Genomic DNA, 23,855 nt, shown 5'->3' on the forward strand with positions numbered 1-23,855 from the left:
GGCCCGGGACGCCGCCGATGAAGCGCCCCCACGGCTTTTCGCTGGTGGAGCTGATCGTGGTGATGGTGCTCATCGCCGCGCTCGCAGCCTTGGGCCTGGCGGCGATCGGTCGCGGCATGCCGGGCCAGGAACTGCGCGGCACGGCCAAGGCGCTGGCGGCCGAGCTGCGTTTCACCCGCGCCCAGGCCATCGCCACCGGCCGCGAACAGGTATTCCGGATCGACGTCGGCGAGAAGCGCTGGCGCGGCGCCGGCGAACATACCGGGGAAGTGCCCGCCGGCATTTCGCTGGAAGTCACCGGCGCCCGTGAAGAGCTTGAGTCGCCGCAGGTGGCGGCCATCCGTTTCTTTCCCGAAGGCGCGGCCACCGGCGGCCGCGTGGTGCTGCGCAGCGGCGAAGCCGCCTGGCGCGTGGACGTGGCCTGGCTGACCGGCGAGGTGCAGTTGCACCGCGGCGAGGGCGAGCCATGAGGCGCCAGCGCGGCTTCAGTCTGCTCGAGGTCATCCTTGCCTTTGCCCTGCTGTCGGTCGGGCTGGGCATCCTGATCGCCATCCTCAGCGGAGGTCTCGCACAGGTGCGCGGCGCCGGCGACGCCACCGAGGCCACGCTGCACGCACAGTCGCTGCTGGACGAAGTGGGCGTACTCGAGCCGATCGAGCCGGGGCAGTCGCGCGGTGAATTCGACGGCGGTCGCTATCGCTGGGAGCTCGAGATCACCGAGACCGAAGACCCCGCCCCGCGCGCCGAGTCCGGCCCCGACGTGCTGCCGATCGAAACCGTGGGCCTGCAGCCGGTGGGCGGTCCGCTGCTCTATCGGATCCAGCTCGACGTCAGCTGGGGCGCCGACGACGTGCCGCGGCGCCTGAGGTTTGCCACCCTGCGCGCGCGCTATCCGACCGCCGACCAGGTGCTGCAATGAACGCACGCCGCGGCTTCAGCCTGATCGAAGTGCTGCTGGCCACCGCCTTGCTGGCGGCCGGCATTGCGCTGGCCTTCGCCACGCTGCGCAACGCCACCGTCGCCACCGGCCGCGCGGAAGACATGGCGCAAAGAAACGAACGCCTGCGCGCGGTGCAGTCGTTCCTGCGCCGTCAGGTGGAGGACGCGCTGCCGCTGCCGATCGAGATTGACGGCAGCACCGGCCGCACCATCATGTTTGTGGCCGACAAGGATGAAATGCAGCTGGTGGCGCCGATGCCCGGCTACTTGTCCCACGGCGGGCCGCACCTGCAGACCTTCCGGCTGGTGCGCGGCCGCGACGGCCTGCGGCTGGAGTTCGAACACCAGTTGCTCACGCCCGATGGCCCGCTGGCGAACGAGCGCGAGCCAGAGATCTTGCTCGAAGGTATCGCTGATGGCGGCTTCGGGTTCCGCACCCTTGACCAGGATGGCCGCCCTGGGGCCTGGACCGCGCGCTGGGACACGCCCGACAGCATGCCGCGGCTGGTGCGGCTGGAGCTGCGCATGGGCGATGAGCGCGCGCAGTTTCCGACCTTGCTGGTCGCGCCGCGCCAGGCGGCGGCTGCGGCAGCCGGTTGGGCCCCCGCGCGCGCCGACGACCCCGCGCGGGAGGAAGCGCAGTGAGTCGTTCCGCGCGCGGCGCCGCCCTGCTGCTGGTGCTTTGGATGCTGATGCTGATGGCAGGCCTGATTGCCGTATTCGCGCTGGGTACCCGCACCGAGGCGCTGCAGGGCAGTGCGCTGCGTCAGCAGGTCGCGGCGCGGCTGGCCGCCGAGGCTGGCATCGAGCTGGCCAGCCTGCGTCTGGTCGAGACCGATCCGGCCGCACGCTGGGTGCCGGACGGCCGCCCGCAGCGTTTCACCTTCGACGGCTTCCAGGTCGAGGTTCTGGTGCAGGACGAGGCGGGCAAGATGGACCTCAACGCCGCCGACGCCGGCCAGCTGTCGGCGCTGATGGGCTGGCTGGGGGTCGAGCCCGCGCGCGCCGAACGGCTGGGCGGGGTGATCCAGGACTGGCGCGACAACGACAGTCTGCTGGCCGTGGCGGGTGGCGCCGAAGACCGCGACTACGCGGCGGCTGGCCTGGAGTACGGGGCCAAGGACCAACCCTTCACCACGCTCGGCGAGCTGCAGCAGCTGCTGGGCATGGACCTGGCGACGTATCGGCTGCTGGTCCCGCACGTCACTATTTACACCGGGATGCCCCAGCCTGATCCGAGCCTGGCCCAGCTGCCGGTGCTGCAGGCGATGGGGCTGAGCCCGGCGCAGGCGGCCGAGCTGTTGGCGTTGCGCCAGGCCTGGCGTCCCGGGCTGCCGCTGCCGCAACTGCCGGACGGCAGCACCCTCGCCGTGAACGGGTCGGGTACGTATAGTGTTGCCAGCCGCGCCACCCGTCCGGACGGCACCCTGTTCGAGGTCCATGCCACGCTGCGCATCGGCGCAGCGTCGGGCTTCGGAAACCTGTATGCCCCCCTTGCCTGGCGGACGGGAGACCCCTACTGATGCCCGCCGCCAATCGCCTTGCCAACCTGCTGGACCCGCTGAAGCTGCGCCTGGCGCGAAGCACGCTGCCGGGCCGTTTGCGCGACGCCCTGCTGTGGACGCTGCCGCCGCGCTGGCGCGACCGGGTGGCGAGCGATGCCCAGCGGCTGTGCCTGTGGCGGGAGGACGGCGGCTTGTCCCTGCTGGCCACCGGCCATCGTAGTGACACCCGTCTGGGCCAGGTCCCGCTAGAGACCACCTTGCTCGAAGACCTGCGCGCCCGCGCCGACGCCAGCGGCACCCCGCGCTGGCTGCTAATTCCCGCTTCCGGCGTGCTGCGCCGCGTGTTGACCTTGCCGGCGGCGGCCGAACCGCGCCTGCGCGAAGTGCTGGCCTTCGAGCTGGACCGGCAAACGCCGTTCTCCGCCGATCAGGTCAGCTTCGAAGGTCGCGTGCTCGAGCGCGACCTGGGCGCGCAACAGCTGCGGGTGGAATTGCTGGTGCTGCCGCGCGCCCGACTGGAATCCGAACTCGAGGCCGTCGGCCCGCTGGCGCGCGGCTTGGCCGGCGTTGACGTGGTCGAAGCGGACGGCCGTCGCCTGGGTCTGAACCTGCTGCCCGACGCCACGCTCGCCCTGCGCCGCGACCCCGTCCGTCGCCTGCATCTGGCGCTGGCCGCGGTCGCGATGCTGGGGCTGCTGGGCACGTTGGGCCTGACCCTGCACAACCGCAGCGAACGCCGCGACGAACTGCGCGATCTGGTGTCCCGCGCCAACGACGAGGCCCGCGAGGCCCGTCTGTTGCGCAACCAGCTGGTGACGTCGGCGCAGGCCGCCAACTTCCTCGCCGCCACCCGCGCCAGCCGTCCGACCATGCTCGAGGTGATGGAGGAGCTGACGCGCCGCATTCCCGACGACACCTCGCTCGACAAGCTCGCGATCAGCGGCGACCAGTTGGTGATGGTCGGCCAGAGTCGTGCGGCGCCGGCCCTGGTGGCGCTGCTGCAGGCTTCGCCGCTGATCACCGATCCGGCGCTGTCGGGCGTGGTGCAGTCGGATCCGCGCACGGGCCGGGACCGCTTCACGCTGACCGCACGGGTGGTCAACGCCAGCGGGGAGGGCGCCGAATGACGCCGGCCGCCGATCGCCTGAAATTGCTCGCCGGCGTGCTGGTGGCGCTGGTTCTGGGCTATGCCCTGCTGCTGCACTGGTGGTGGACGGCGCCGATGCTGGCGATGGGCAGCGAGATCGCCCAACTCCGTGACCAGGAACTGGCCCTGCGCGAAGAGATCGCCCAGCGCCCGGTGCTTGAAAGCGAGCTCGCCCGCGTGCGCGAGTTCGAACGCGGCAATCCCGGATTCCTGCCCGAAACCAACCGGCAGCTGGCCACCGCCGCCCTCGTCCAGCGGCTCGAGGCCGTGCTGGCGGAGGCGAGCCCGGAGCCGGGTCGCTGCCAGATCACCGCGCGCACGCCCACCGAGTCCCGGGTCGAGGAACCCTTCGTCCGCGCCACGGTGCAGGTGCGCCTGCGCTGCGGCATGGAAGAGCTTGGCGCCGTGCTGCACTCGCTCGAGAGCGGCAGCCCGCAGCTGTTCGTCGACAGCATTGATCTGCTGTCGCGCCGCAGCTACCTCACCACCGGCGTGGAGGGTGGCGGCGTAGACGTCAGCTTCGAGCTCTACGGCTATTTGCAGACGCCCTCGGGAGCCGCGCCGTGATCGCGCACCTGCGTCCGGTCGGCGCGCTGCTGGCGGCCGTCGCGGCCTGGGCGGTGGGCCTGCTGCTGCTGGCGCTGGCGGGTCTGGGCGGCCGGGTTGGCCTACACCCGGGCAATGCGTCGCTGGCGCCGCCGGTGCCGCAGGTCCGGCTCGAAGTGGTCGGCTCGCGCCTGGGGCCAGCGTCCGACTATCTGGAAATCGGCAATCGTCCGCTGCTCAGCGTTGATCGTCGCCCCTCGGCCGTGCTTGCCGGCGCCGGCAGCGGTGATGCACCGCTCGATGCGGTATTGACCAGCGTACTGATCGCAGACGATGTCCGGCTGGTGATCCTGCAGCACACTGCCGACCGCAGCAGTCGCCGCGTGCGGCTTGGCGATCTGGTCGAGGGCACGGCCTGGCGGCTGGTAGAAGTGGAACCCCGGCGCGCGGTTTTCGATGGCCCCGAAGGCCGTCGCGAGATGGCGCTACGTGTCTTCGACGGCACCGGCGGCGAGCCGGTGACGCAGGTGGCGGCTCCTGCCGCTCCGGTTCCCAGCCCGGCGCCTGCGCCCGGTCTCGCCCTCGCGGAAGCCGTTGCAGCGACGCCGCCGCCCCCGTCCACCAGCAGCACCGACATCTCCGGTTCCAGCGGCGGTGAACGGCCCACCCAATCCGCACCCGTCACTCCGGAACAGCAGGTCGAGGCCATCCGTCGCCGGATCGAAGCCCGTCGCGCCCAACGCGCCGCTGAAGCTGCCGCGGAGCAGGCGGCGCAGGATGGGATCAAACAGGTAGAGTGAAGCGATGAAGAACACCCCGTCCCTGGCCCCCGCACTGGGCCTCGCCCTGATCGTTTTCCTGACCGGCTGCGCCACCGTCGGTGCGCCCGTGATACAGCGCGGCACCGACGCACGGGCCAACGAGCCCGCGCCCGCGGTGGTCGCGGACGATCCCGCCGCGGCCGGCCCCGCTGGCGCCGCCAGCGGTCCGCTGATGACGCCCGGCACCGGTCTGGTGATCAACCAGCGCGTCGCCGCTTCCGCCCCGCCTTCTATCGACACCCCGGGCGAAGCCACGTTCAACTTCGAAGGCGAGTCGGTGCATGCGGTGGTCAAGGCCATCCTCGGCGACCTGCTCCAGCAGAACTACGTCATCGCGCCCGGCGTGCAGGGCCAGGTGACGCTGGCGACCCCGCGCCCGGTCAATGCCGCCCAGGCGCTGAGCCTGCTGGAGATGGTGCTGGGCTGGAACAATGCGCGCCTGGTCTGGACCGACGGCCGCTACAACGTGCTGCCCGCCGACCAAGCCCTTCCCGGCAATCTGTCGCCGCGCACCGGCGGCGCCGCCAACGCCCGCGGCTACGAGGTGCGCGCGGTGCCGCTGCAGTACATCTCCGCGGCCGAGATGAAGAAAATCCTCGAGCCCTACGCGCGTGCCAACGCCGTGGTCAACGTGGACGCGTCACGCAACCTGATCGTGCTGGCGGGTACCCGCAGCGAACTCCAGAACTACCTGCGCACGGTCGAGATTTTCGACGTCGACTGGCTGGCCGGCATGTCGGTGGGCGTGTTCCCGCTGCAGTCGTCCGAGGCGGCGCAGATGGTGGACGAACTCAACGGCATCTTCGGCGAGGAAGGCTCCACGCCGGTATCGGGCATGTTCCGGTTCATGCCGCTGGAGGGCCAGAACGCGGTGATGGTGATCACGCCGCAGGCGCGCTACCTGCGCGAGGCCCGGTCCTGGATCGAGCGTCTCGACGCCGGTGGCGGCGAAGGCGCGCGCCTGTACACCCATGAAGTTCTCTACATGAAGGCCGTGGACCTGGCCGAGCAGCTCAGCCAGGTGTTCGGTGGCCAGTCCGGCGCCGGCAGCCGCCGCGACAGCGGGCCGCCGTCGATCATGCCCGGCCTGGCGCCGGTGCAGATCCGCTCGATCGACACGCCGGCAACCGACGGCGCCGAGCCGAGCCCACGGGCCGCCGACCGCCGCGCCGCCAACGCCGGCGGCAATGCCGCCGCGGGCCGCGGCGACGGCATCGCCCTGGGCAGCGACGCTGATGTTTCGATCAGCGCCGTCGAAGAATCCAACGCGCTGCTGGTGCGGGCCACGCCCGGCCAATGGGAATCCATCCGGCGCGCCATCGAGCGCCTGGACGTGATGCCGCTGCAGGTGCACATCGAAGCCCAGGTGGTCGAGGTGCAGCTCACCGGCGAACTCAGCTACGGCGTGAACTGGTTCTTCGAGAATTCGGTCGTGGACGCCGGCCTGCCCAGCGCCGTGGGCCGCGACATCTGGGGCGACATCGCCGGCAGCATCGGCGCCGACGGGGTCGGCTGGACCTTCCTGGGCCGAAACGCTGCCGCCATCATTACCGCCCTCGACGATGTATCGAACGTGCGTCTGCTGTCCACGCCGTCGGTCGTGGTGCGCAACAACGCCGAGGCCAAGCTCGACGTCGGCACCAAGATTCCGGTCAACAGCACCAGCTTCAATCCGATCGTGGGCGACCCCGGCAGCGGTAACGGCACCTTCACCCAGGTGCAGTACCTCGATACCGGCGTGATCCTGACCGTGACCCCGCGCATCAGCCGCGACGGCACCGTCTTCATGGAGATCGAGCAGGAAGTCAGTTCGCCCGGTGCCCCGCGCGCCGGTGATCCGAACGGCAACGTGCCGATCAACAAGCGCAGCCTGATCACGGAAGCGGCCATCAAGAGCGGTGAAACCGTGATGTTGGCGGGCCTGATCACCGAAGGCAGCACCCAGGGCAGCAGCGGCTTCCCCGGGCTGAGCCGGCTGCCGGTGATCGGCGGTCTGTTCGGCACCCAGACGCGGGATTCGAATCGTTCGGAAGTGATCATCCTGGTCACGCCGCGGGTGATCCGCGACCCGGCCGAGGCCCGCAAGCTCACCGACGAGTACGGCGAGCGCTTCCGCGCGCTGGAGCCGCTGGGCAAGCCGCGCGACGCTGACTGATTTCGCCATGGTTCCCGCCGCATCCGCCGTCTTTCGCGAGCTGCTGCGCCGCGAGCTCGAGGAGAGATACCGCGGCAGTCTGCTGGGCACCGCCTGGTTGCTGCTGCTGCCCTTGCTGCAGCTGGCGGTGCTGGCCTGGGTATTCGGCCATCTGCTGCCGGCGCGCGCGCAGGGCGGCGACCTGCCCTATGGCGCCTTCCTGGCGCTGGGGCTATGGCCCTGGAACCTCTTTTCCAATGCGGCCAACCGCGGGGTCACCGCGCTCACCGACAACGCGTCGCTGATCGGCAAGGTGGCGGTACCGCACGGGCTTTACGTGGACGTGCGGGTGGTGGCCAGCGTGCTGATTGACCTCGCGGGGCTGGTGCTGGTGCTGGCCGTGCTGCTGCTGTTCGGCGTCGGGCTGGAGGTGCAGGGACTGCCCGCGACCCTGGCGGCCCTGGCGGTCATCTGCGTGCATGCGCTGGCGGCGGCGCGGCTGCTGGCCGTGCTGCAGGTCTTCCTGCGCGACATCGCCGCGGTGACCGGCCAGGTGCTGATGCTGGGCTTCTTCATGACGCCGGTGCTGTACGACCGCAGCCTGCTGCCGCCGACCGCCGCCGGCTGGCTGGCGCTCAATCCGCTGGCGGTGCCGGTGGAAAGTGTTCGCCGCGCGCTCACCGGCCAAGCCGTGGACTGGACGATGCTGGGCGTGTCGCTGGGCTTGGCGCTGGTGCTGCTTCTGCTCGCCAATGCGCTGTTCCGCCGCGCCCGCAGCCACCTCGAGGACTTCCTGTGAGCAAGGAGCCGCTGGTGCAGGCGCAGGGCCTGGCCAAGCGCTATCCGGTGCTCGGCCATCGCGGCGATCGCCTCAGTGCGCTCTGGGACGTGCTGCGCGGCCGCAAGCCGCGGCGCGTGGTGAGCGTGCTGCAGGACATCAGTTTCGAAGTCCGCGCCGGCGAATCGCTGGCGATCATCGGCGAGAACGGCGCCGGCAAGTCCACCTTGCTCAAGTTGATCACCGGCGTGCTGACCCCGAGCGACGGCAGCGTGACCACCCGCGGCAGCATTGGCGCCCTGCTTGAACTGGGGGCCGGGTTCCATCCTGAACTCAGCGGTCGGGACAACGTCCGTTTGGCGGCGGCCCTGCACGGCATCGATGCCGCGGCCCTGGTCGCGAAGATGCCTGAAATCGAGTCTTTCGCCGACATCGGCAGCTACCTCGACGAGCCGGTGAAGCACTACTCGTCGGGCATGGTGGTGCGCCTGGGCTTCGCCATCGTCGCGGCCGTGCGCCCGGCGCTGCTGATCACCGACGAAGTGCTGGCGGTCGGCGACGAGAATTTCCAGCGCAAGTGCATCCACTGGCTGGACGACTACCTGGCGGGCGGCGGCACCCTGCTGCTGGTTTCGCACAGCATGTACCACGTACAAAAACTTTGCCGCAGCGCGATCTGGCTCAAGGACGGCCGGGTGCAGGCGCAGGGCGACGTGTTCGAAGTCAGCCAACGCTACCTCGCCGCGCTGGAAGCCAGTCGCGCCGGCGAGCGCGAGGCGCCGGTGGCCGCCGCCGCGCAGACGGAATTCTCGGTCGAGTCGGTGGCGATCAACGGCGTGCCCGGCAGCGGTGCGATGTCGGTTCCGATGGGCGGGCGCCTCGAACAGGACGTCGTCATCCACAGCCGCGACGGCCTGCCGCCGGTGCTGCTCAATGGCTGGGTTCGCGCCGACGGCACGCCCGTCTATGGCGTCAGCTCGGAAATGGACGGCGTGCGGCCGGAGCCGCTGGGTGACGGGCGCTTCCGTTTCCGCCTGGTATTCGAACCGCTGACGCTGCTGCCGGGCAGCTATCGCCTGCGCGCGAGTGCGCTCGATGATGAAGGCCTGCGGCTGTTCGACACCCTGGATCGCGAGGTCACCGTGACCGGCACTGCGCGCGAATACGGCCTGGCCCGGCTGCCCCACAGCTGGCGCGGAGCCGGCGAATGAACCCGATGCCGGTGGTGGTGGTTCCGATCCACAACGCGCTCGAGGCGCTCGACGCCTGCCTGGCCTCGCTCGATCGCAGCCTGCCGGCAGGCTGTCCGGTGCTGCTGGCGGACGACGCGTCGTCCGATCCGCGCGTCGAGCCCCTGGCCCGCGGCTGGTGCGAGCGCAGTCCGCTGGCTGCGCGCTACCTCCGGCGGCCGCAGAACCTCGGCTTCCCGGCCAACTGCAACGCCGCCTTCGCCGAGACCGGCGATGCCGACCTGGTGCTGCTCAATTCCGACACCATCACCACCCGCGGCTGGCTGGACCAGCTGCTGCGCTGCGCCGCCAGCGATCCGCGCATCGCCACCATCACGCCCTGGTCGAACAACGCCGAGATCTGCTCCTGGCCGCGCTTTTGCGAAAACAACCCGGCGCCGGAATTTCCCGAAGCCATCGCCGAAGCCGCGGCCGCTCTGGCGCCGGCGTATCCGGAATTGCCAACCGCCGTGGGCTTTTGCATGTTCCTTCGGCGCGCCGCGCTGCGCCAGCTTGGCGATTTCGATGCTGAGACCTTCGGTCGCGGCTACGGCGAGGAAAACGATTTCTGCCTGCGCGCCGCCGCCATGGGCTGGCGCAACGTGCTGTGCGACACGGCCTATGTCGTCCACCACGGTGGCGCTTCGTTCGAACCCTTGGACCTGGCGCCGGGGGGCGACAACCTGGCCCGGCTGCTGGCGCGCTGGCCCGACTACAACGAGCGGGTGGCGCGCTTCATCATGACCGACCCGCTGGCGCCCCGGCGCATCGCGCTAGAGCAGCGTCTGCAGTCCATGGCCGCGTCCGGTCCGCAGCGGGACCTGTTCGGATAGCATCTGCGCATGGCCGACATCCCTGTCCTGGAGTTCACCGGCGAGCGCTACACGCCCGAGCGCGATCGCGAGATCGCGCAGGAGCACTGGCATCGCTACGCCTTCGCACGCCGGCTGGCGCCCGGCCGGCGGGTGCTGGACGCCGCCTGCGGCGAGGGCTACGGCAGTGCCATGATGGCCGACGCCGGCGCCCGCGTGCTGGGCCTGGATATCGGTGCGGATGTGATCGAACACGCACGCCTTCGCTACGGCGCGATGCCCGACCTGGCCTTCGGCGTGGCCGACGCCACCGCGCTCGACGACTTGCCCAGCGCCAGCTTCGACCTGGTGCTCAGCTTTGAAACGCTCGAGCACGTGCAGGACCAGGAGCGGATGCTCGACGGCTTCGCGCGCCTGTTGGCGCCGGGCGGCCTGCTGCTCGTGTCCACGCCCGATCGCCACACCTACACCGACCTGACCGGCGTCGAGAACCCGCACCACGTGCGCGAACTGTACCGGCCGGAGTTCGAGGCGATGCTGGCGGCGCGCTTCCCGCTGCGACGGCTGTACGGACAGAAGCTGCTGTTCCAGTCGGTGCTCTGGCCGCTCGACGCGACCCGCTCACCCGCCCAGGCGCTGACGCTGGACGGACAGGCCATCCACGACGGGGTCGGCAACGCGCCGATGTACTACCTGGCCGCGTGCGCCAAAGATGCCGCGGCGATGGAGGGCCTTCCGGGGCTGTCGGTTTTGGGCGACCAGGCCGAAGGCGTGTACGAGGCCTACCGCCGTGAAGTGACCAATTTCCGCAACGCGATGGCCTACATCGCCCATCTCGAGGCCGAGCTCAAGCGCCTGCAGGCGCCGACGTGAACACCTCGCGCGAATGGCCGGTGCTGGGCGAAAGCGGGCTGCGCGATTTCAGCGCGCGCGACATCGGCGTCGTGGTGGTCACCTACGCCAGCGAGACCACCATCGAAGCCTGCCTTTCCCGGCTGCTCAGCGCCCGCGACGTGGCGCGGGTGGTGGTGATCGACAACAACTCCCCCGACGGCACCGCTGACGTCGTCGCGCGCCTCGCGCGCCGCGACGCGCGCCTGAGTCTGGTACGGAATCCCGACAATCGTGGCTTCGGCGCCGCCTGCAACCAGGGCGCGACGGCGATCTCGCAGCCCTGGGTCGCCTTCGTGAACCCCGATGCCTACGTCGAGCGCGAGACCCTGTCCCGGCTGGTCGCTTGCGCCACCGCGCGGCCGGGCGCCGGCCTGCTGGGCGTGGAACTGGTAGGTGAGGACGGCGAAGTGGACCTGGCCTCGCGCCGGGCGGACCCCTCGCTCCGCGAGCAGATGGCCAGCCTGGGTCGTCGCGATGGCCTCTACCTGGGCCGCGATCCCGCGCTGGACGTGCAGCCGGTTGACGCCGTGTCGGGCGCGCTGATGCTGATGCCGCTGGGGCTATTCGTGCGGCTGGACGGCTTCGACGAGGGCTATCGCCTGCATGCCGAAGACCTGGACCTGTGCCGGCGCGTGCGTGAGGCCGGCTACGAGGTGGTGATCGCGAATCAACTGCGCGTCACCCACGTGCGCGGCGTATCCAGCCAGCGCCGTCCAGTCTGGGTAGCGTGGAAAAAACATCTGGGGCTGTGGCGCTACTTCCAGAAGTTTGAAGCCTCAGACACGCCGTCCTGGCAGGTGCCGGTGCTGTGGCTGGCGCTGTGGGCGCACTTTGGGGTGGCGGTGCTGCGGGCCTGGCTGAAAAGCATTCGGGCCTGAAGGCCCTCCTACAATCACACGTGTAGGAGGGCCTTCAGGCCCGAAGCTCTCGACCGGATGTCTTACTTAAGCGCCTTGTAGCGCAAGCGATGCGGACGCGCACCATCCTCGCCCAGGCGGCGCTTCTTGTCCTCTTCGTACTCGCGGTAGTTGCCCTGGTAGAACTCCACGTGCGAGTCGCCCTCGAAGGCGATGATGTGGGTGGCGATGCGGTCGAGGAACCAGCGGTCATGCGAAATGACCAGGGCGCAGCCCGGGAACTCAAGCAGCGCGTCTTCAAGCGCACGCAGGGTTTCGATGTCCAGGTCGTTGGACGGTTCATCGAGCAGCAGCACGTTGCCGCCCTGCAGCAGGGTCTTGGCCATGTGCAGTCGGCCGCGCTCACCGCCCGACAGCGTGCCCACCAGCTTCTGCTGGTCGGCGCCCTTGAAGTTGAAGCGGCCGATATAGGCGCGCGACTGGATCTCGACCTTGCCGATGGTGATGATGTCGCTGCCGCCGGACACCGCCTGCCAGACGTTCTTGTCCGCTTCCAGCGCGTCGCGGCTCTGGTCGACGTAGGCGATCTTGACCGTGTGGCCGACGTTGACTTCGCCCTTGTCCGGCTTCTCGAGGCCCGTGATCATTTTGAACAGCGTCGACTTGCCGGCGCCGTTGGGGCCGATGATGCCGACGATGGCGCCGGGCGGGATGGTGATGTTCAAGTCATCGATCAGCAAACGGTCGCCGAAGGACTTGGTGACGTTCTTGAATTCGATGACCTTGTCGCCCAGGCGCTCGCCCGGCGGAATGAACAGCTCGTTGGTTTCGTTGCGGCGCTGGTAGTCGACCGACTGCAGGTCTTCGAGGCGCTGCAAACGGGCCTTGCCCTTGCTGCGGCCGCCCTTGGCGTTCTGGCGCGACCACTCGAGTTCTTTCTGAAGCGCCTTCTGGCGGCCCTTTTCCTGCGACTCTTCCTGCTTAAGGCGCTCGGTCTTCTGGGTCAGCCAATCGCTGTAGTTGCCCTTCCACGGAATGCCGCGGCCGCGGTCGAGTTCGAGGATCCACTCGGCGGCGTTGTCGAGGAAGTAGCGGTCATGGGTAACGGCCACGACGGTGCCCGGGAAGCGCGTGAGGAACTGCTCGAGCCACTCGACCGACTCGGCGTCGAGATGGTTGGTGGGTTCGTCGAGCAGCAGCATGTCGGGCTTGGAAAGCAGCAGGCGACAAAGCGCCACGCGGCGCTTCTCGCCGCCTGAGAGCTGGCCGCAAATGGCTTCCCAGGGCGGCAGGCGCAGGGCGTCGGCGGCGATTTCCAGCTGCAGCTCCAGCGTGGCGGCGTCGCCGGTGGCCAGGATGCCCTCCAGGCGCTGCTGCTCGGCGGCAAGCTTGTCGAAGTCGGCGTCTTCTTCGGCGTAGGCGGCGTACACCTTGTCCAGCAGCTCCTGCGCGTGCAGCAGGTCGCCCACGCCCTCTTCGACCGCCTGGCGCACGGTGTGCTCGGGATTCAGGCGCGGCTCCTGTTCCAGGTAGCCGACCTTGATGCCCGGCTGTGGGCGGGCTTCGCCGGTGAAGTCCTGGTCCACGCCGGCCATGATGCGCAGCACGGTGGACTTGCCCGAGCCGTTCAGGCCCAGCAGGCCGATCTTGGCGCCCGGGTAGAACGACAGCGAGATGTCCTTGATGATCTGCTTTTTCGGCGGCACGGTCTTGCTGACGCCGATCATGGTGTAGATGTATTGCGACATGGCTCGCTCTCTCTTTTGAAGCAGGCCGCAGCCGCGCGATGACGCGCCGGCCGGGCAGGGTGGGGCCGCGCGGGGTGCTGCGCGGCGGATCCGGAATCTCGGGTGACCGCCAAGTATAAAGCCCCATCGGGCTTATTTCCTTTACCCCGGCCGTCCCGGCCCCTTTTCCGGGGCCCAGGCCGTCGGCGGCGACGGGCTTGCCCGGGAAACGCCATATTCACGCCCGCGGCAGGCCGCAATCGGCTGTTGATATGCCCTTGCCGCGCTTGGCGGCGATTGATGGGGGTGTGCGTCATGCGCATCGGCTGGAAGCTGGCCCTGGTGGGCGTACTGCTGTTGGTGTTGATGATTCCGCTGGCCCTGCTGGGTGGGCTGGTGGGGGAGCGCCAACAGCGCGGCCAGGAAGTGGCCGCCGAGATCGCACAGTCCTCCGCCGGACCCCAGTCGGTGGTGGGCCCGCTGCTGCTGGTCGAGGCCGAACGCGTGGGCAAGCGCCGGCGCGTGGTCAGCCAGGACGGCCAGATGCGCGAGGAAACCGAGCAGACCCGGGAAGTCCTGCGCTACCTCGTCAGTCCGACCCAACTGGTGATCGGCAACCAGCTGCGGATCGAGCAACGCGGCCGCAGCCTGTTCAAAGTGCCGCTGTTCCACGACGCACTGTCGCTGACGGGCCAGTTCCGCCCCGTTTCGCCGCCTTCGGCCGGCGGCGACGAGCTGCGGCCCACCCGGGCCTGGCTGGTGCTGGGCCTGGGCGACAACCGCGGCGTGCAGGCCCTGCAGATCACGCTCGACGGCCAGCCGCTGGCGGCCGAGGCCGGTACCCAGGTGGGCTGGATGCCGGAAGGGCTGATCGCCCCGGTGCCCATTTCGGCGCTCGCCAAGCCTTTCGCGTTCGACGTGAAGCTGGACCTGACCGGCACGACCCAGCTGGGCTGGCTGCCGGTGGGCGCGGAAACCACGGTCGAGGCCAGCGCCGATTGGCCGCATCCGGCTTTCGAGGGGCGACACCTGCCGCTGGGCTCGGAGATCAGCGACGAAGGCTTCAAGGCACGCTGGGCGGTATCGCGGCTTTCCAGCCGGGTGCCGCAGCTGCTGAGCCAGTGCGGGCCGGAGCTGAGCCACTGCGAGGGCCTGGACGAGGGCCGCTTCGGCGTCCGCCTGGTGGATCCGGTGGACCGCTACCTGATGACCGACCGGGCGATGAAGTACGCACTGCTGTTCCTTGGGCTGGTGTTCGGGGCCGTGTTCCTGGTGGAGGCGCTGTCGGCGCGGCCGGTGCACGTGGTGCAGTACGGCCTGACCGGCCTGGCCCTGGCCATGTTCTACCTGCTGCTGCTGTCGCTGTCCGAGCACATCGGCTTCGGCCCGGCCTACGCCCTGGCCGCCGCGAGCTGCAGTGGCCTGCTGGGCTACTACCTGAGCGGGGTGCTGGGCGGGCGCCGGCCCGGACTGGGCTTCGGGCTGGGGCTGTTGACGCTCTACGGGCTGCTGTATGCGCTGCTGAGCTCCGAGGACTACGCCCTGCTGGTGGGCGCCGCCGTGCTGTTCGCTGCGCTGGCCAGCGTGATGGCCCTGACCCGCCGGGTCGACTGGCACCGCCTCGGCGTCACCGGCGAGCCCCCGCCGCTGCCGCCCCGCTGAGTCCGGCCGGCCCGGCGGCGCGTGCGCGGACCGGGTCCGTCGCGCGCGCCGCGGCGGCCCGGACCGCGCTTGGCTGGCCGCAAGTTCCCGTCGGGGCTACAATTTCACGCTCCCGCCGCCGCCTGGAATGCCCCGAATGTTTGCCAAGGATATGCAGATCGCTGGTTACGACGACGCCCTCGCCCAGGCCATGGCCCAGGAGCTGCAGCGCCAGGAAGACCACGTCGAGTTGATCGCCTCGGAAAACTACGCCAGCCCGCGCGTGCTTGAAGCGCAGGGCAGCGTGCTGACCAACAAGTATGCCGAGGGCTATCCGGGCAAGCGTTACTACGGCGGCTGCGAATACGTGGACATCGCCGAGAAGCTGGCGATCGAGCGCGTGAAGCAGCTGTTCGGCGCCGACTACGCCAACGTCCAGCCGCACTCGGGCTCCTCGGCCAACATCGCCGTCTACATGGCGCTGCTGGCGCCGGGCGATACCGTGCTGGGCATGAGCCTGGCCCACGGCGGCCATCTGACCCACGGCGCCAAGGTCAGCTTCTCCGGCAAGATCTACAGCGCCGTGCAGTACGGCGTGGACGAAAACGGGCTGATTGATTACGACGAGGTGCAGCGCCTCGCCACCGAGCACAAGCCGAAGATGCTGGTTGCCGGTTTCAGCGCCTACTCGCAGGTGGTGGACTGGGCCCGCATGGCCGAAATCGCCAAGTCGGTCGGCGCCTATTTCTTCGTGGACATGGCGCACGTGGCCGGTCTCGTCGCCGCCGGTCTCTACCCGAACCCGGTGCCGCACGCCGACGTCGTCACCTCCACCACCCACAAGACCCTGCGCGGCCCGCGCGGCGGCATCATCCTGGCCAAGGCCAACGAAGCGCTGGAGAAGAAATTCCAGTCGCTGGTCTTCCCTGGTACCCAGGGTGGCCCGCTGATGCACGTGATCGCGGCCAAGGCCGTGGCCTTCAAGGAAGCGCTCGAGCCGGGCTTCAAGGACTACCAGGCGCAGGTGATCAAGAACGCGCAGGCGATGGCCAAGACCCTGATGGCTCGCGGCTACAAGGTCGTCTCCGGCGGCACCGAGAACCACTTGATGCTGATTGACCTGATCGGCCGCGACGTCAGCGGCAAGGACGCCGAGGCCGCGCTGGGCGCCGCCCACATCACCGTCAACAAGAACTCGGTGCCCAACGACCCGCGCTCGCCCTTCGTCACGTCTGGCCTGCGCATCGGCACCCCGGCGGTCACCACCCGCGGCTACGGCGAGTCCGAGTGCATCGCGCTGGCCAACTGGATCTGCGACGTGCTCGACGCCCCGGCCGACCAAGCGGTGATTGCCCGCGTGCGCGACGCCGTCACCGCCCAGTGCCGCGCCTTCCCGGTTTACGGCTGACCGGATGCATTGCCCCTTCTGCCAGCACGAAGACACCCGCGTGATCGACTCGCGCGTGTCCGAGGATGGATCCACCATCCGCCGTCGGCGCGAGTGCGAGCAGTGCAACGAGCGCTTCAACACGTTCGAGGTGGCCGAGCTCAAGCTGCCGGCCATCGTCAAGAGCGACGGCCGTCGCGAGGCTTTCGACGAACGCAAGCTGCGCATCAGTTTCGACCGTGCGCTGCAGAAGCGCCCGGTCTCGTCCGAACAGATCGACACCGCCGTGCGCAGCGTCGTGCATGCGCTGCGCCTGACCGGCGAGCGCGAACTGCCTTCGCTGCGAGTGGGCGAATTCGTGATGGCCGAGCTCAAGCTGCTCGACCAGGTGGCTTACGTGCGCTTTGCCTCCGTCTATCGAAAGTTCGAGGACGTGCAGGCCTTCCGCGAGGAAATAGAACGCCTGGAGCGTGACCTGCCGGGCCTCGACGGCCTGCAGCTGCCCCTGCTGGACGTGGTGGTGGACAAGGCCAAGCGTTGACGGCCGTGGCCATCCGCTTCCTGGCCGATACCCCCGGCCACGCCAACACGCTTGCCGGCTGGCACCACGCGCAGTGGCAGCACCTCTACGAAGGCTGGACGCTCGAACACACCTGCGAGGAACTGCGTGACCACGCCACCCGCCGCACCCGCCCGACCACGCTGGTGGCGCTTGATGGCGACAGGCTGTTGGGCTCGGTGAGCCTGGTGGACGAAGATGCGCCGGAGCTGCGCGACCGCGGTGACGCCTGGCTGGCCAGCCTTTACGTGGTGCCCGAAGCCCGCGGCACGGGTCTCGGGAAACGCCTGGTCCAGGCGCTGGTTGATTTCGCGGCAGGGCAGGGGGTCGAACGCCTCTGGTTGTTCACCCCCGACCACGCCGACTACTACGCCCGCCTCGGCTGGCGCCCCCAGGGCCAGGCCACCCTTCGCGGCACCCGCGTGCATTTGATGGATATCCTTCCCGCATGACCGACTTCACCGCCCGCGACCACGCCCACATGGCCCGCGCCCTGCAGCTGGCCGAGCGCGCCGCGTTCACCACCCAGCCCAATCCGATGGTCGGCTGCGTCATCGCCGACGGCGACCGGGTGCTGGGCGAGGGCTGGCACGTGCGCGCCGGCGGACCGCATGCCGAAGTGCACGCGCTGCGCGAAGCCGCCGGCCGCGCCCGTGGCGCCACCGCCTACGTCACGCTCGAACCCTGCGCCCACCACGGCCGCACGCCGCCCTGCGCGGACGCGCTGGTGGCCGCCGGCGTCACCCGCGTGGTCGCCGCCTGCCGCGACCCTTACCACCAGGTGTCGGGCCAGGGCTTCGCCAAGCTGCAGGCCTCCGGCATCACCGTCGAGTACGGTCTGATGGAAGCTGCGGCGCGCCACCTCAACCGCGGCTTCTTCTCGCGCATGGAGCGCGGCCTGCCCTGGGTGCGGGTGAAGCTGGGCATGAGTCTGGACGGCCGCACTGCCCTGGCCAGCGGCGAATCGAAGTGGATCACCTCCGAGGCCGCGCGCGCCGACGTGATGCGCTGGCGCGCCCGCGCCGGCGCCCTGATGACCGGCATCGCCACCGTCCTCGCCGACGACCCGCGCCTGACCGTGCGCCTGCCGGAAGGCGTTGATTTCGTGCCGCCCATGCGCGTGGTCCTCGACGAACGCGGCCGGCTGCCGGCACTGTCTCAGGTGCTCACCGACGGCGCCGCGCCCACCCTGGTGGTGCACGGCGACGACGTGGTGCCCGACTACGACGACGAGGTGCGCGCCTTCGCCGTACGCCGCGTCGAAGGCGGCCTGGACCTGGCCGCCGTGCTGTCCCAGCTGGCCCAGCGCGGCGTCAACGAACTGCAGGTCGAAGCCGGTGCCACCCTCAGCGGTGCGCTGCTCAAGGCCGGCTTGATCGACGAACTGCTGCTCTACGTGGCCCCGGTGCTGCTGGGGGAGAAGGCCAGGCCGCTGTTCGCCGGCCTGGATCCGGCGTCGATGTCGGAGCGCATGGGGCTGCGCCTGCTGGAATCCCGGTCGATAGGCCCGGATTTGCGGCTGTTGCTGTCGCCGTCCGCCGGCTAGCAACGCGCCGCGCGTCAGACCGGCCAACTTCAAGCGCTCGCACTGGGAGCGAGGCGGCGTATCGCCGGCGGTCACTCCGGCTAAACCCGTTAGTGGGGCCTGACCAATTGCCAGCATGACGGGCACGGCACGCGCCGACCGCTGTCCAGCGGCGCCGTTGTCTGGCTAGGCTACGCAACCCCGCGCATGGCCAATGCGGCCTTGTCGCCTCCCCCGTTTGTCACACGGAACCATCCCATGCGCCTCTCGCGTCCGACCCTCCCCCGGCTGGTGTCCCGCATCGGGAAACCGCTTCTGGCCGTACTCCTGGCCACCGGATGCCTCTTGCTTGTGGCCGTTCCGTCGCCTGCCGCTGCGCAGGCCGGCGAACCGCCACTGGACTACTGCTTCACCCCCCCCAGTGGCCCAGGCGATTGCTATCCCAGCGAGGCCCAAGCCCTGGTTGCGATGCGGGCGTCGACGCTGGTCGGCGAATATCTGGTCAGGGCGGAGGAAAGCCGCACCAACAATACGGAATGGCGCTGGGTGGTCTACCGCGCCGAGCAGAAGGTGGCGCCGGAGTCGATCGGAAGCCCGGGCTTCATTGTCGGTGGGTGGACCTCCGACAATCTGGGTTGCGCGGTATCGAGCGGCAACGGGCCGGGTCATCCCCACTGCCAGAGTGAGGCCGAGGCCGTCAGCATTTGGGTCTCCAATCGAGCGGCGTTCCTTTCAAGGTCCAACTGCACGTACCTGCGAAACTCGATCGTGGGTGCCCACGCTGTGCCCAGTGGGCTGTCGGGCGCCTATTCGGCCTCGCGCTACGGTGCCGCAGTTTTTGCCCATGGTCCCAGCCATGGCGGCCGATACATAGACGAAGCGTGGTGGTGCCCGGGCTGGGGCACGCCGGATCCCGTCGACCACCCCACCCAGATCTCGAAAACGACGCCTTTTGCCTGCCCGGCAGGCTTCGTCATCGTCAATCCCGCCGAGGACTGGCCGATCGTCTGCGCCCCGCGCGACAACATGCGTCAGATGACCGTCCGGGTCCGCCAGGCGGAAAGCTGCAAGGCGAACGACAATCCCTGCTACCCCGCCACCGGTGAGAAACAGCGACACGAAACAGACTTCGAGTTCGCCGGCGAGCCCTTCACTCGCACCTACCGGTCGACGGGCCTTCTGGAGCAGGGCAATATCGGCAGCCGCTGGCATCACTCGCACGGCTCCAGGATCGGCGGCACCAACGACAACTACCCGCACGTCATCAACAACGATGGCTCCTTCCTGCCGATGGAGTGGGTCTCGCAGTCGGGGGGCGTGACAACCTACGTCGCCCGTGGCCTGTCCGACCGTATCGTCAAGCGGGTGGGCGCAACCTACGAGATGGTGGACGAAGCGGGTCATACGCGAATCTACGACGCCACGACGGGACGCCTGCTCAGTCGCCGTCACGCGGAGGATCCTACCCGAGACCTGGCCTATGCCTACGATGGCAACGGCTACCTGAGTGAGCTGACGGATGGCGTTGGCCGCAAGCTGAGCTTCCATTACAGCGTGATCGAGATGTCCCGCCCGGTGGGCGGCAGCAACGTCGTGGTGGCCAGCAAGCGCGTCCTCACCGAGGTCGTGTTGCCTGACGGAAAAGTCCACGAGTACAGCTACGATGCCTCGGGCAACCTGGCCGCCGTGGTTCGCCCTGACGGCAGTGCCCGCCAGTACCATTACGACGAGTCGGCACACGTGGGCGCGCCGTCGGCCGGCCTCATGACCGGCATCTCGGACAACGGCCAGCGCTACGCGACCTTTATCTATGACGCTTATGGTCGCGTCACGTCGTCGGCCCTGGCAGGCGGGGCAGAGCGCACTGAACTGACCTATATCAGTCGGGATATCGTCGACGTGACCACGGCCAATGGCCTGGTCCGTCGCTATACCTATCAGCCGGGTGTCCAGCGACGCCTGCTGTCGGTGGCCGACAGTTTTGGCAGCATCCAGAACATCTACGGCAGCGATGGCCGCAGGACCGAGTCCGTGGACCGTGCCGGCCGCCGTACCCGCTACGCCTATACCGGCGGAAAGGTGTCCCAGGTAACCGAAGCGCCGGGGACCGACCTGGAGCGTGTGACCGTGATCAATCGCGACACTTTCGGGCGGGTGACCGGGTCCCTGGTTTCCGGCAAGGTCGGAGGCGCCATGGTGCCGCTCTCCAGGTCCGCCCGGTCGCTGGATGCGCAGGGTCGCGTGCTCGCCAGCTGCGCCGTTGATCCATCGGGTCCCGGGACCAGCTATGCCTGCGGTTCGGCAGCGGATGCGCCGGCCGGCGTCCGCCAGACCGCGTTCAACTACTGCAGCGAGGCGGATGTCTCGGCTGACCCCGCCGCTTGCCCCCTGGTGGGCCTGCTGCGCTCGGTTGACGGCCCGCTGGCCGGCATGGCGGACCGCGTGCAGTACGTCTATCGCAACGCCAGCGACATCACGAGCTGTGGAATCAACACCGGAAACTGCCACCGCAAGGGTGATCTCTGGAAGGTCTTTGACGCCTCGGGCCGCGAAACCGAGATCGTCCGACATGATCTGGCTGGCCGCATCGTACGCATCCGCGACATGAACCAGGTCATCACGATCCTGGACCATGACGCCTTGGGCCGTTTGTCGAGCCAGACGGTGCTCGGCACGGACCCCAACAGCAGCTTGGACGACATGAGGTCGACCCTCGCCTACGACGCAAACGGGCTGGTGCAGCAAATCACCCAGCCCGACGGCGTCCTCGTCCGTTTCGGATACGACGCCGCGCGCCGGCTGACCCTGATCGAGGACAGCCTGGGCAACACCATCAACTACTCCCTCGACGGGGCGGGTAATCGCTTCGCGGAGCAGACACGCGACGCAGAGGGCGTGCTTGCACGTTCCCTGTCGCGACTGTTCGATGACCTGGGTCGCGTGGTGACGCTGGCGGATGCCAATGCCAACGCCACGCAACTGGACTACGACGCAGCGGGCCAGGTGGACATGGTCACGGATGCGCTCGGCCGCACCACCGACAACGCCTACGACGCCCTCGGCCGCCTGCGTGAGTCCATCGCCAACGTCGCGGGCACCGGCAGCGAGCGCGCCCAGACGCGCTTTGACTACGACGCCCTGGATCGTCTGACCACCGTCATCGACCCCAAGGGGCTGGTCACGAGCTACGGCTACGACGGCCTCGGCAATCTGACGCAGCTGGTGAGCCCCGACACTGGCACCGCCACCTACACCTACGACGAAGCCGGCAATCGCATCAGTGCCGTGGACGCTCGCGGCGTGCTGACGCTGTACGCCTACGACGGCCAGTCGCGCCTGACCGGCATTGACCGCCCCTCGGCGGGGCAGGACACGGGCTTCGTCTACGACGCGGTGCCGGCCGCCTGCGCCGCGGGGGAAACCTTCGGTATTGGCCGCCTCGGTACCCTCACCGATCCCAGCGGCAGCACCCAGTTCTGCTACGACCGCCGCGGCAATCTGGTCAGGAAGGTGCAGGCCGTCACCGGCGCGGCGGCCAGCCGCACGGTTCGCTACAGCCACAACCTGGCGGACCGCTTGGTCACGATGACCTACCCCAGCGGCGCCACCGTGACCTATACGCGCGATGCCAACGGTCGCATCACGGGCATCAGCGGCAAGCCGACGGCGGCCGCGGCTACCGTGAGCCTGGTCTCGGACGTGACTTACCTGCCCTTCGGACCCGCGAACGTCATCACCTTCGGCAACGGCCGCCGGCTGACCAAGGCCTACGACCTCAACTACGGCATTGACGCAGTGACCGACAGCGCGGCCGCCGGCCTGTCGCTGGACCTGGGCCTGGACGACGTCGGCAACGTCACGGCGCTCGACGAGCGCCTGGCCACCGGCGCCACCGCCGCCCGTACCGTCACTTACGACGGCCAGGACCGCCTGACGGCGCTCAAGAACGGCACCGCCAACGTGCAGTCCTTCACCTACGACGCCACCGGCAACCGGACCAAGAAGGGCAGTGCGGTCTACACCTACGCCGCCGACAGCCATCACCTGACCAAGATCGGCTCGACCCTGCGTAGCCTGGATGCCGCGGGCAACACCACGGCGATCGGCACCAAGACTTACACCTATGACGACGCCGGCCGCATGTCGCAGTACCTACTCAACGGCGTGGTCAACCGCACGTTCGCGATCAATGGCCTGGGCCAGCGCGTGGCCAAGAAAGTACCGGGAAAGGCTACCAGCGACACCTACTTCGTCTACGACGAGGCTGGTCACCTGATCGGCGAGTATCGCGGCAACGGAACCCGCATCCGCGAGATCGTCTGGCTCGACGAAACCCCGGTGGCGGTGCTGTCCAGCCACGCCGGCAGCACCTACCAGTACGTGCTCACCGACCACCTGAATACCCCGCGGGCCGTGGTGCACCCGGGCACCAACGCCATCGTCTGGCGCTGGGACCTGACCGGCAGCGCCTTCGGCGATCACGCCGCCCAGAACAACCCGGACGGCGATGCCAACAAGTACACGTTCAACCTGCGCTATCCGGGGCAATACCTGGATACGGAGACGGGGCTGCACTACAACTATTTCCGGGACTATGAGCCGGGCACCGGGCGGTATGTGCAGTCGGATCCGATTGGACTTGGAGGTGGAATCACAACGTTTGGGTACGTCTCGGGTTCACCGTTCGGCCGGTCGGACCCGTACGGGCTCTTCGATGTGATTGCGCGATATAACGGCCAACAGTTCCAATACCAATTCAGTTTCCAGTCTTCTATGGCTGAGGTGATGGCGACGCGCTCGACGTCCGCGGCCCGGAGCCGTGCTGCGCGAGTTGCAGGCGGATTGGCAACCCTGCTGGCATCGTCGCAGAGTTCCCAGGAAGCGCTATTGGCGGCCTCTCCGGCAGGAATGTCTGACCTTGCGCTTGACCCTTTAGCTCAGTTTTTTGGGGAGACTCTGCTTGAGCAATGCGCGGCAGCTGATGGAGGATTTGAGGGCTACTACGAGTCGAAATATCCGCAGGGCGCGTGGTTGGCAGAAGATCAAGCGCTCGCACTGCTGGAGCAGTTTCGAATTCAACAGAACGAGGCGCTGATGGAAGCGTGCCGAGGTGCTCCTATGTCCTGCAGAAAGCCATTCCATGATGTGATGGACTTCTACGGCTTGCGAGACCCCTTGAATGGGCGTCCGATACCGCGGGTCTTGGAGCGAGCGCGAGCCCGCATGGATACGACGTCGAACCTGGTTCTGGGGGCTGGGCTACCCGGCGGTTGAAATGCTGTTCCGCCAAGAGGTCATGCGAAGTAGTCGGGCTGCTTACTCAATGAGTGCTCGCTCAGTCGCGGCCTTCTTGG

At 68.7% G+C, this 23,855-nt stretch carries 20 protein-coding genes; 19 read left to right on the forward strand and 1 reads right to left on the reverse strand.

Annotated features, from left to right (window positions below):
- Positions 1 to 17: 17 nt before the first annotated feature.
- From xpsH to ACYVGY_RS01505, 13 genes are read left to right on the forward strand one after another with little or no spacing between them, the layout of a single operon-like run.
- The gene (gene xpsH, locus ACYVGY_RS01445; protein WP_460455710.1) at positions 18 to 470 is read left to right on the forward strand and encodes a type II secretion system protein XpsH; all 453 of its coding nucleotides are present in this window, start codon (positions 18 to 20) and stop codon (positions 468 to 470) included.
- Positions 467 to 919, forward strand: coding sequence for a type IV pilus modification PilV family protein (locus ACYVGY_RS01450; protein ID WP_460455711.1), 453 nt, complete (start codon positions 467 to 469; stop codon positions 917 to 919). Before xpsH ends, ACYVGY_RS01450 begins: the two co-directional genes overlap by 4 nt.
- Positions 916 to 1,584 carry a prepilin-type N-terminal cleavage/methylation domain-containing protein gene (locus tag ACYVGY_RS01455; RefSeq protein WP_460455712.1) on the forward strand — a complete coding sequence of 223 codons (669 nt, stop codon included), beginning with the start codon at positions 916 to 918 and terminating at the stop codon, positions 1,582 to 1,584. The genes ACYVGY_RS01450 and ACYVGY_RS01455 overlap by 4 nt, the downstream gene beginning before the upstream one ends.
- Positions 1,581 to 2,462, forward strand: a complete 882-nt coding sequence (locus ACYVGY_RS01460; RefSeq protein WP_460455713.1) for a type II secretion system minor pseudopilin — start codon at positions 1,581 to 1,583, stop codon at positions 2,460 to 2,462. The genes ACYVGY_RS01455 and ACYVGY_RS01460 overlap by 4 nt, the downstream gene beginning before the upstream one ends.
- Positions 2,462 to 3,571 carry a PilN domain-containing protein gene (locus tag ACYVGY_RS01465; RefSeq protein ID WP_460455714.1) on the forward strand — a complete coding sequence of 370 codons (1,110 nt, stop codon included), beginning with the start codon at positions 2,462 to 2,464 and terminating at the stop codon, positions 3,569 to 3,571. Before ACYVGY_RS01460 ends, ACYVGY_RS01465 begins: the two co-directional genes overlap by 1 nt.
- The gene (gene gspM / locus ACYVGY_RS01470) at positions 3,568 to 4,158 is read left to right on the forward strand and encodes a type II secretion system protein GspM (protein ID WP_460455715.1); all 591 of its coding nucleotides are present in this window, start codon (positions 3,568 to 3,570) and stop codon (positions 4,156 to 4,158) included. Before ACYVGY_RS01465 ends, gspM begins: the two co-directional genes overlap by 4 nt.
- On the forward strand, positions 4,155 to 4,937 hold the full coding sequence (locus ACYVGY_RS01475) for a hypothetical protein (RefSeq protein ID WP_460455716.1): 783 nt from the start codon (positions 4,155 to 4,157) through the stop codon (positions 4,935 to 4,937). Before gspM ends, ACYVGY_RS01475 begins: the two co-directional genes overlap by 4 nt.
- 4 nt (positions 4,938 to 4,941) lie before the next feature.
- A complete protein-coding gene (gene gspD, locus ACYVGY_RS01480; protein ID WP_460455717.1) occupies positions 4,942 to 7,113 on the forward strand; it encodes a type II secretion system secretin GspD in 2,172 nt (723 codons plus the stop codon).
- 7 nt (positions 7,114 to 7,120) lie between these two features.
- The gene (locus ACYVGY_RS01485) at positions 7,121 to 7,891 is read left to right on the forward strand and encodes an ABC transporter permease (protein ID WP_460455718.1); all 771 of its coding nucleotides are present in this window, start codon (positions 7,121 to 7,123) and stop codon (positions 7,889 to 7,891) included.
- Positions 7,888 to 9,081, forward strand: coding sequence for an ABC transporter ATP-binding protein (locus tag ACYVGY_RS01490; protein WP_460455719.1), 1,194 nt, complete (start codon positions 7,888 to 7,890; stop codon positions 9,079 to 9,081). Before ACYVGY_RS01485 ends, ACYVGY_RS01490 begins: the two co-directional genes overlap by 4 nt.
- The gene (locus tag ACYVGY_RS01495; protein ID WP_460455720.1) at positions 9,078 to 9,932 is read left to right on the forward strand and encodes a glycosyltransferase family 2 protein; all 855 of its coding nucleotides are present in this window, start codon (positions 9,078 to 9,080) and stop codon (positions 9,930 to 9,932) included. The genes ACYVGY_RS01490 and ACYVGY_RS01495 overlap by 4 nt, the downstream gene beginning before the upstream one ends.
- 9 nt (positions 9,933 to 9,941) lie before the next feature.
- Complete coding sequence (locus tag ACYVGY_RS01500; protein ID WP_460455721.1) at positions 9,942 to 10,784, forward strand: class I SAM-dependent methyltransferase; 843 nt, start codon at positions 9,942 to 9,944, stop codon at positions 10,782 to 10,784.
- Between the two features lie 38 nt (positions 10,785 to 10,822).
- Complete coding sequence (locus tag ACYVGY_RS01505; protein ID WP_460456241.1) at positions 10,823 to 11,683, forward strand: glycosyltransferase family 2 protein; 861 nt, start codon at positions 10,823 to 10,825, stop codon at positions 11,681 to 11,683.
- A gap of 62 nt (positions 11,684 to 11,745) precedes the next feature.
- Here the strand turns inward: ACYVGY_RS01505 and ettA are convergent, their stop codons facing one another.
- Positions 11,746 to 13,410 (reverse strand): energy-dependent translational throttle protein EttA, encoded by a 1,665-nt coding sequence (gene ettA, locus ACYVGY_RS01510; protein ID WP_460455722.1) that lies wholly within the window; start codon positions 13,408 to 13,410, stop codon positions 11,746 to 11,748.
- A 294-nt stretch (positions 13,411 to 13,704) separates the two neighbouring features.
- Between ettA and creD the strand changes: the two genes are divergently transcribed.
- The 6 genes from creD to ACYVGY_RS01540 all read left to right on the forward strand — a co-directional run bounded on the left by creD (position 13,705) and on the right by ACYVGY_RS01540 (position 23,775).
- Complete coding sequence (gene creD, locus ACYVGY_RS01515; protein ID WP_460455723.1) at positions 13,705 to 15,051, forward strand: cell envelope integrity protein CreD; 1,347 nt, start codon at positions 13,705 to 13,707, stop codon at positions 15,049 to 15,051.
- A 136-nt stretch (positions 15,052 to 15,187) separates the two neighbouring features.
- Positions 15,188 to 16,438: a serine hydroxymethyltransferase gene (gene glyA, locus ACYVGY_RS01520; RefSeq protein ID WP_460455724.1), complete on the forward strand. Its 1,251-nt coding sequence runs from the start codon at positions 15,188 to 15,190 to the stop codon at positions 16,436 to 16,438.
- Positions 16,439 to 16,442: 4 nt separating this feature from the next.
- Positions 16,443 to 16,958, forward strand: coding sequence for a transcriptional regulator NrdR (gene nrdR / locus ACYVGY_RS01525; RefSeq protein ID WP_460455725.1), 516 nt, complete (start codon positions 16,443 to 16,445; stop codon positions 16,956 to 16,958).
- A gap of 5 nt (positions 16,959 to 16,963) precedes the next feature.
- On the forward strand, positions 16,964 to 17,428 hold the full coding sequence (locus tag ACYVGY_RS01530) for a GNAT family N-acetyltransferase (protein WP_460455726.1): 465 nt from the start codon (positions 16,964 to 16,966) through the stop codon (positions 17,426 to 17,428).
- Positions 17,425 to 18,522: a bifunctional diaminohydroxyphosphoribosylaminopyrimidine deaminase/5-amino-6-(5-phosphoribosylamino)uracil reductase RibD gene (gene ribD, locus ACYVGY_RS01535; RefSeq protein ID WP_460455727.1), complete on the forward strand. Its 1,098-nt coding sequence runs from the start codon at positions 17,425 to 17,427 to the stop codon at positions 18,520 to 18,522. Before ACYVGY_RS01530 ends, ribD begins: the two co-directional genes overlap by 4 nt.
- 237 nt (positions 18,523 to 18,759) lie before the next feature.
- On the forward strand, positions 18,760 to 23,775 hold the full coding sequence (locus tag ACYVGY_RS01540) for an RHS repeat-associated core domain-containing protein (RefSeq protein WP_460455728.1): 5,016 nt from the start codon (positions 18,760 to 18,762) through the stop codon (positions 23,773 to 23,775).
- The last annotated feature ends 80 nt before the right edge of the window (positions 23,776 to 23,855 follow it).

This window comes from Arenimonas alkanexedens, assembly GCF_054781355.1.

Bases quoted from the DNA above. Each gene is read 5' to 3' on its own strand.
- xpsH (WP_460455710.1), top strand. From the start codon at position 18: ATGAAGCGCCCCCACGGCTTTTCGCTGGTGGAGCTGATCGTGGTGATG.
- ACYVGY_RS01450 (WP_460455711.1), top strand. From the start codon at position 467: ATGAGGCGCCAGCGCGGCTTCAGTCTGCTCGAGGTCATCCTTGCCTTT.
- ACYVGY_RS01455 (WP_460455712.1), top strand. From the start codon at position 916: ATGAACGCACGCCGCGGCTTCAGCCTGATCGAAGTGCTGCTGGCCACC.
- ACYVGY_RS01465 (WP_460455714.1), top strand. From the start codon at position 2,462: ATGCCCGCCGCCAATCGCCTTGCCAACCTGCTGGACCCGCTGAAGCTG.
- gspM (WP_460455715.1), top strand. From the start codon at position 3,568: ATGACGCCGGCCGCCGATCGCCTGAAATTGCTCGCCGGCGTGCTGGTG.
- gspD (WP_460455717.1), top strand. From the start codon at position 4,942: ATGAAGAACACCCCGTCCCTGGCCCCCGCACTGGGCCTCGCCCTGATC.
- ACYVGY_RS01485 (WP_460455718.1), top strand. From the start codon at position 7,121: ATGGTTCCCGCCGCATCCGCCGTCTTTCGCGAGCTGCTGCGCCGCGAG.
- ACYVGY_RS01495 (WP_460455720.1), top strand. From the start codon at position 9,078: ATGAACCCGATGCCGGTGGTGGTGGTTCCGATCCACAACGCGCTCGAG.
- ACYVGY_RS01500 (WP_460455721.1), top strand. From the start codon at position 9,942: ATGGCCGACATCCCTGTCCTGGAGTTCACCGGCGAGCGCTACACGCCC.
- ettA (WP_460455722.1), bottom strand. From the start codon at position 13,410: ATGTCGCAATACATCTACACCATGATCGGCGTCAGCAAGACCGTGCCG.
- creD (WP_460455723.1), top strand. From the start codon at position 13,705: ATGCGCATCGGCTGGAAGCTGGCCCTGGTGGGCGTACTGCTGTTGGTG.
- glyA (WP_460455724.1), top strand. From the start codon at position 15,188: ATGTTTGCCAAGGATATGCAGATCGCTGGTTACGACGACGCCCTCGCC.
- nrdR (WP_460455725.1), top strand. From the start codon at position 16,443: ATGCATTGCCCCTTCTGCCAGCACGAAGACACCCGCGTGATCGACTCG.
- ribD (WP_460455727.1), top strand. From the start codon at position 17,425: ATGACCGACTTCACCGCCCGCGACCACGCCCACATGGCCCGCGCCCTG.
- ACYVGY_RS01540 (WP_460455728.1), top strand. From the start codon at position 18,760: ATGCGCCTCTCGCGTCCGACCCTCCCCCGGCTGGTGTCCCGCATCGGG.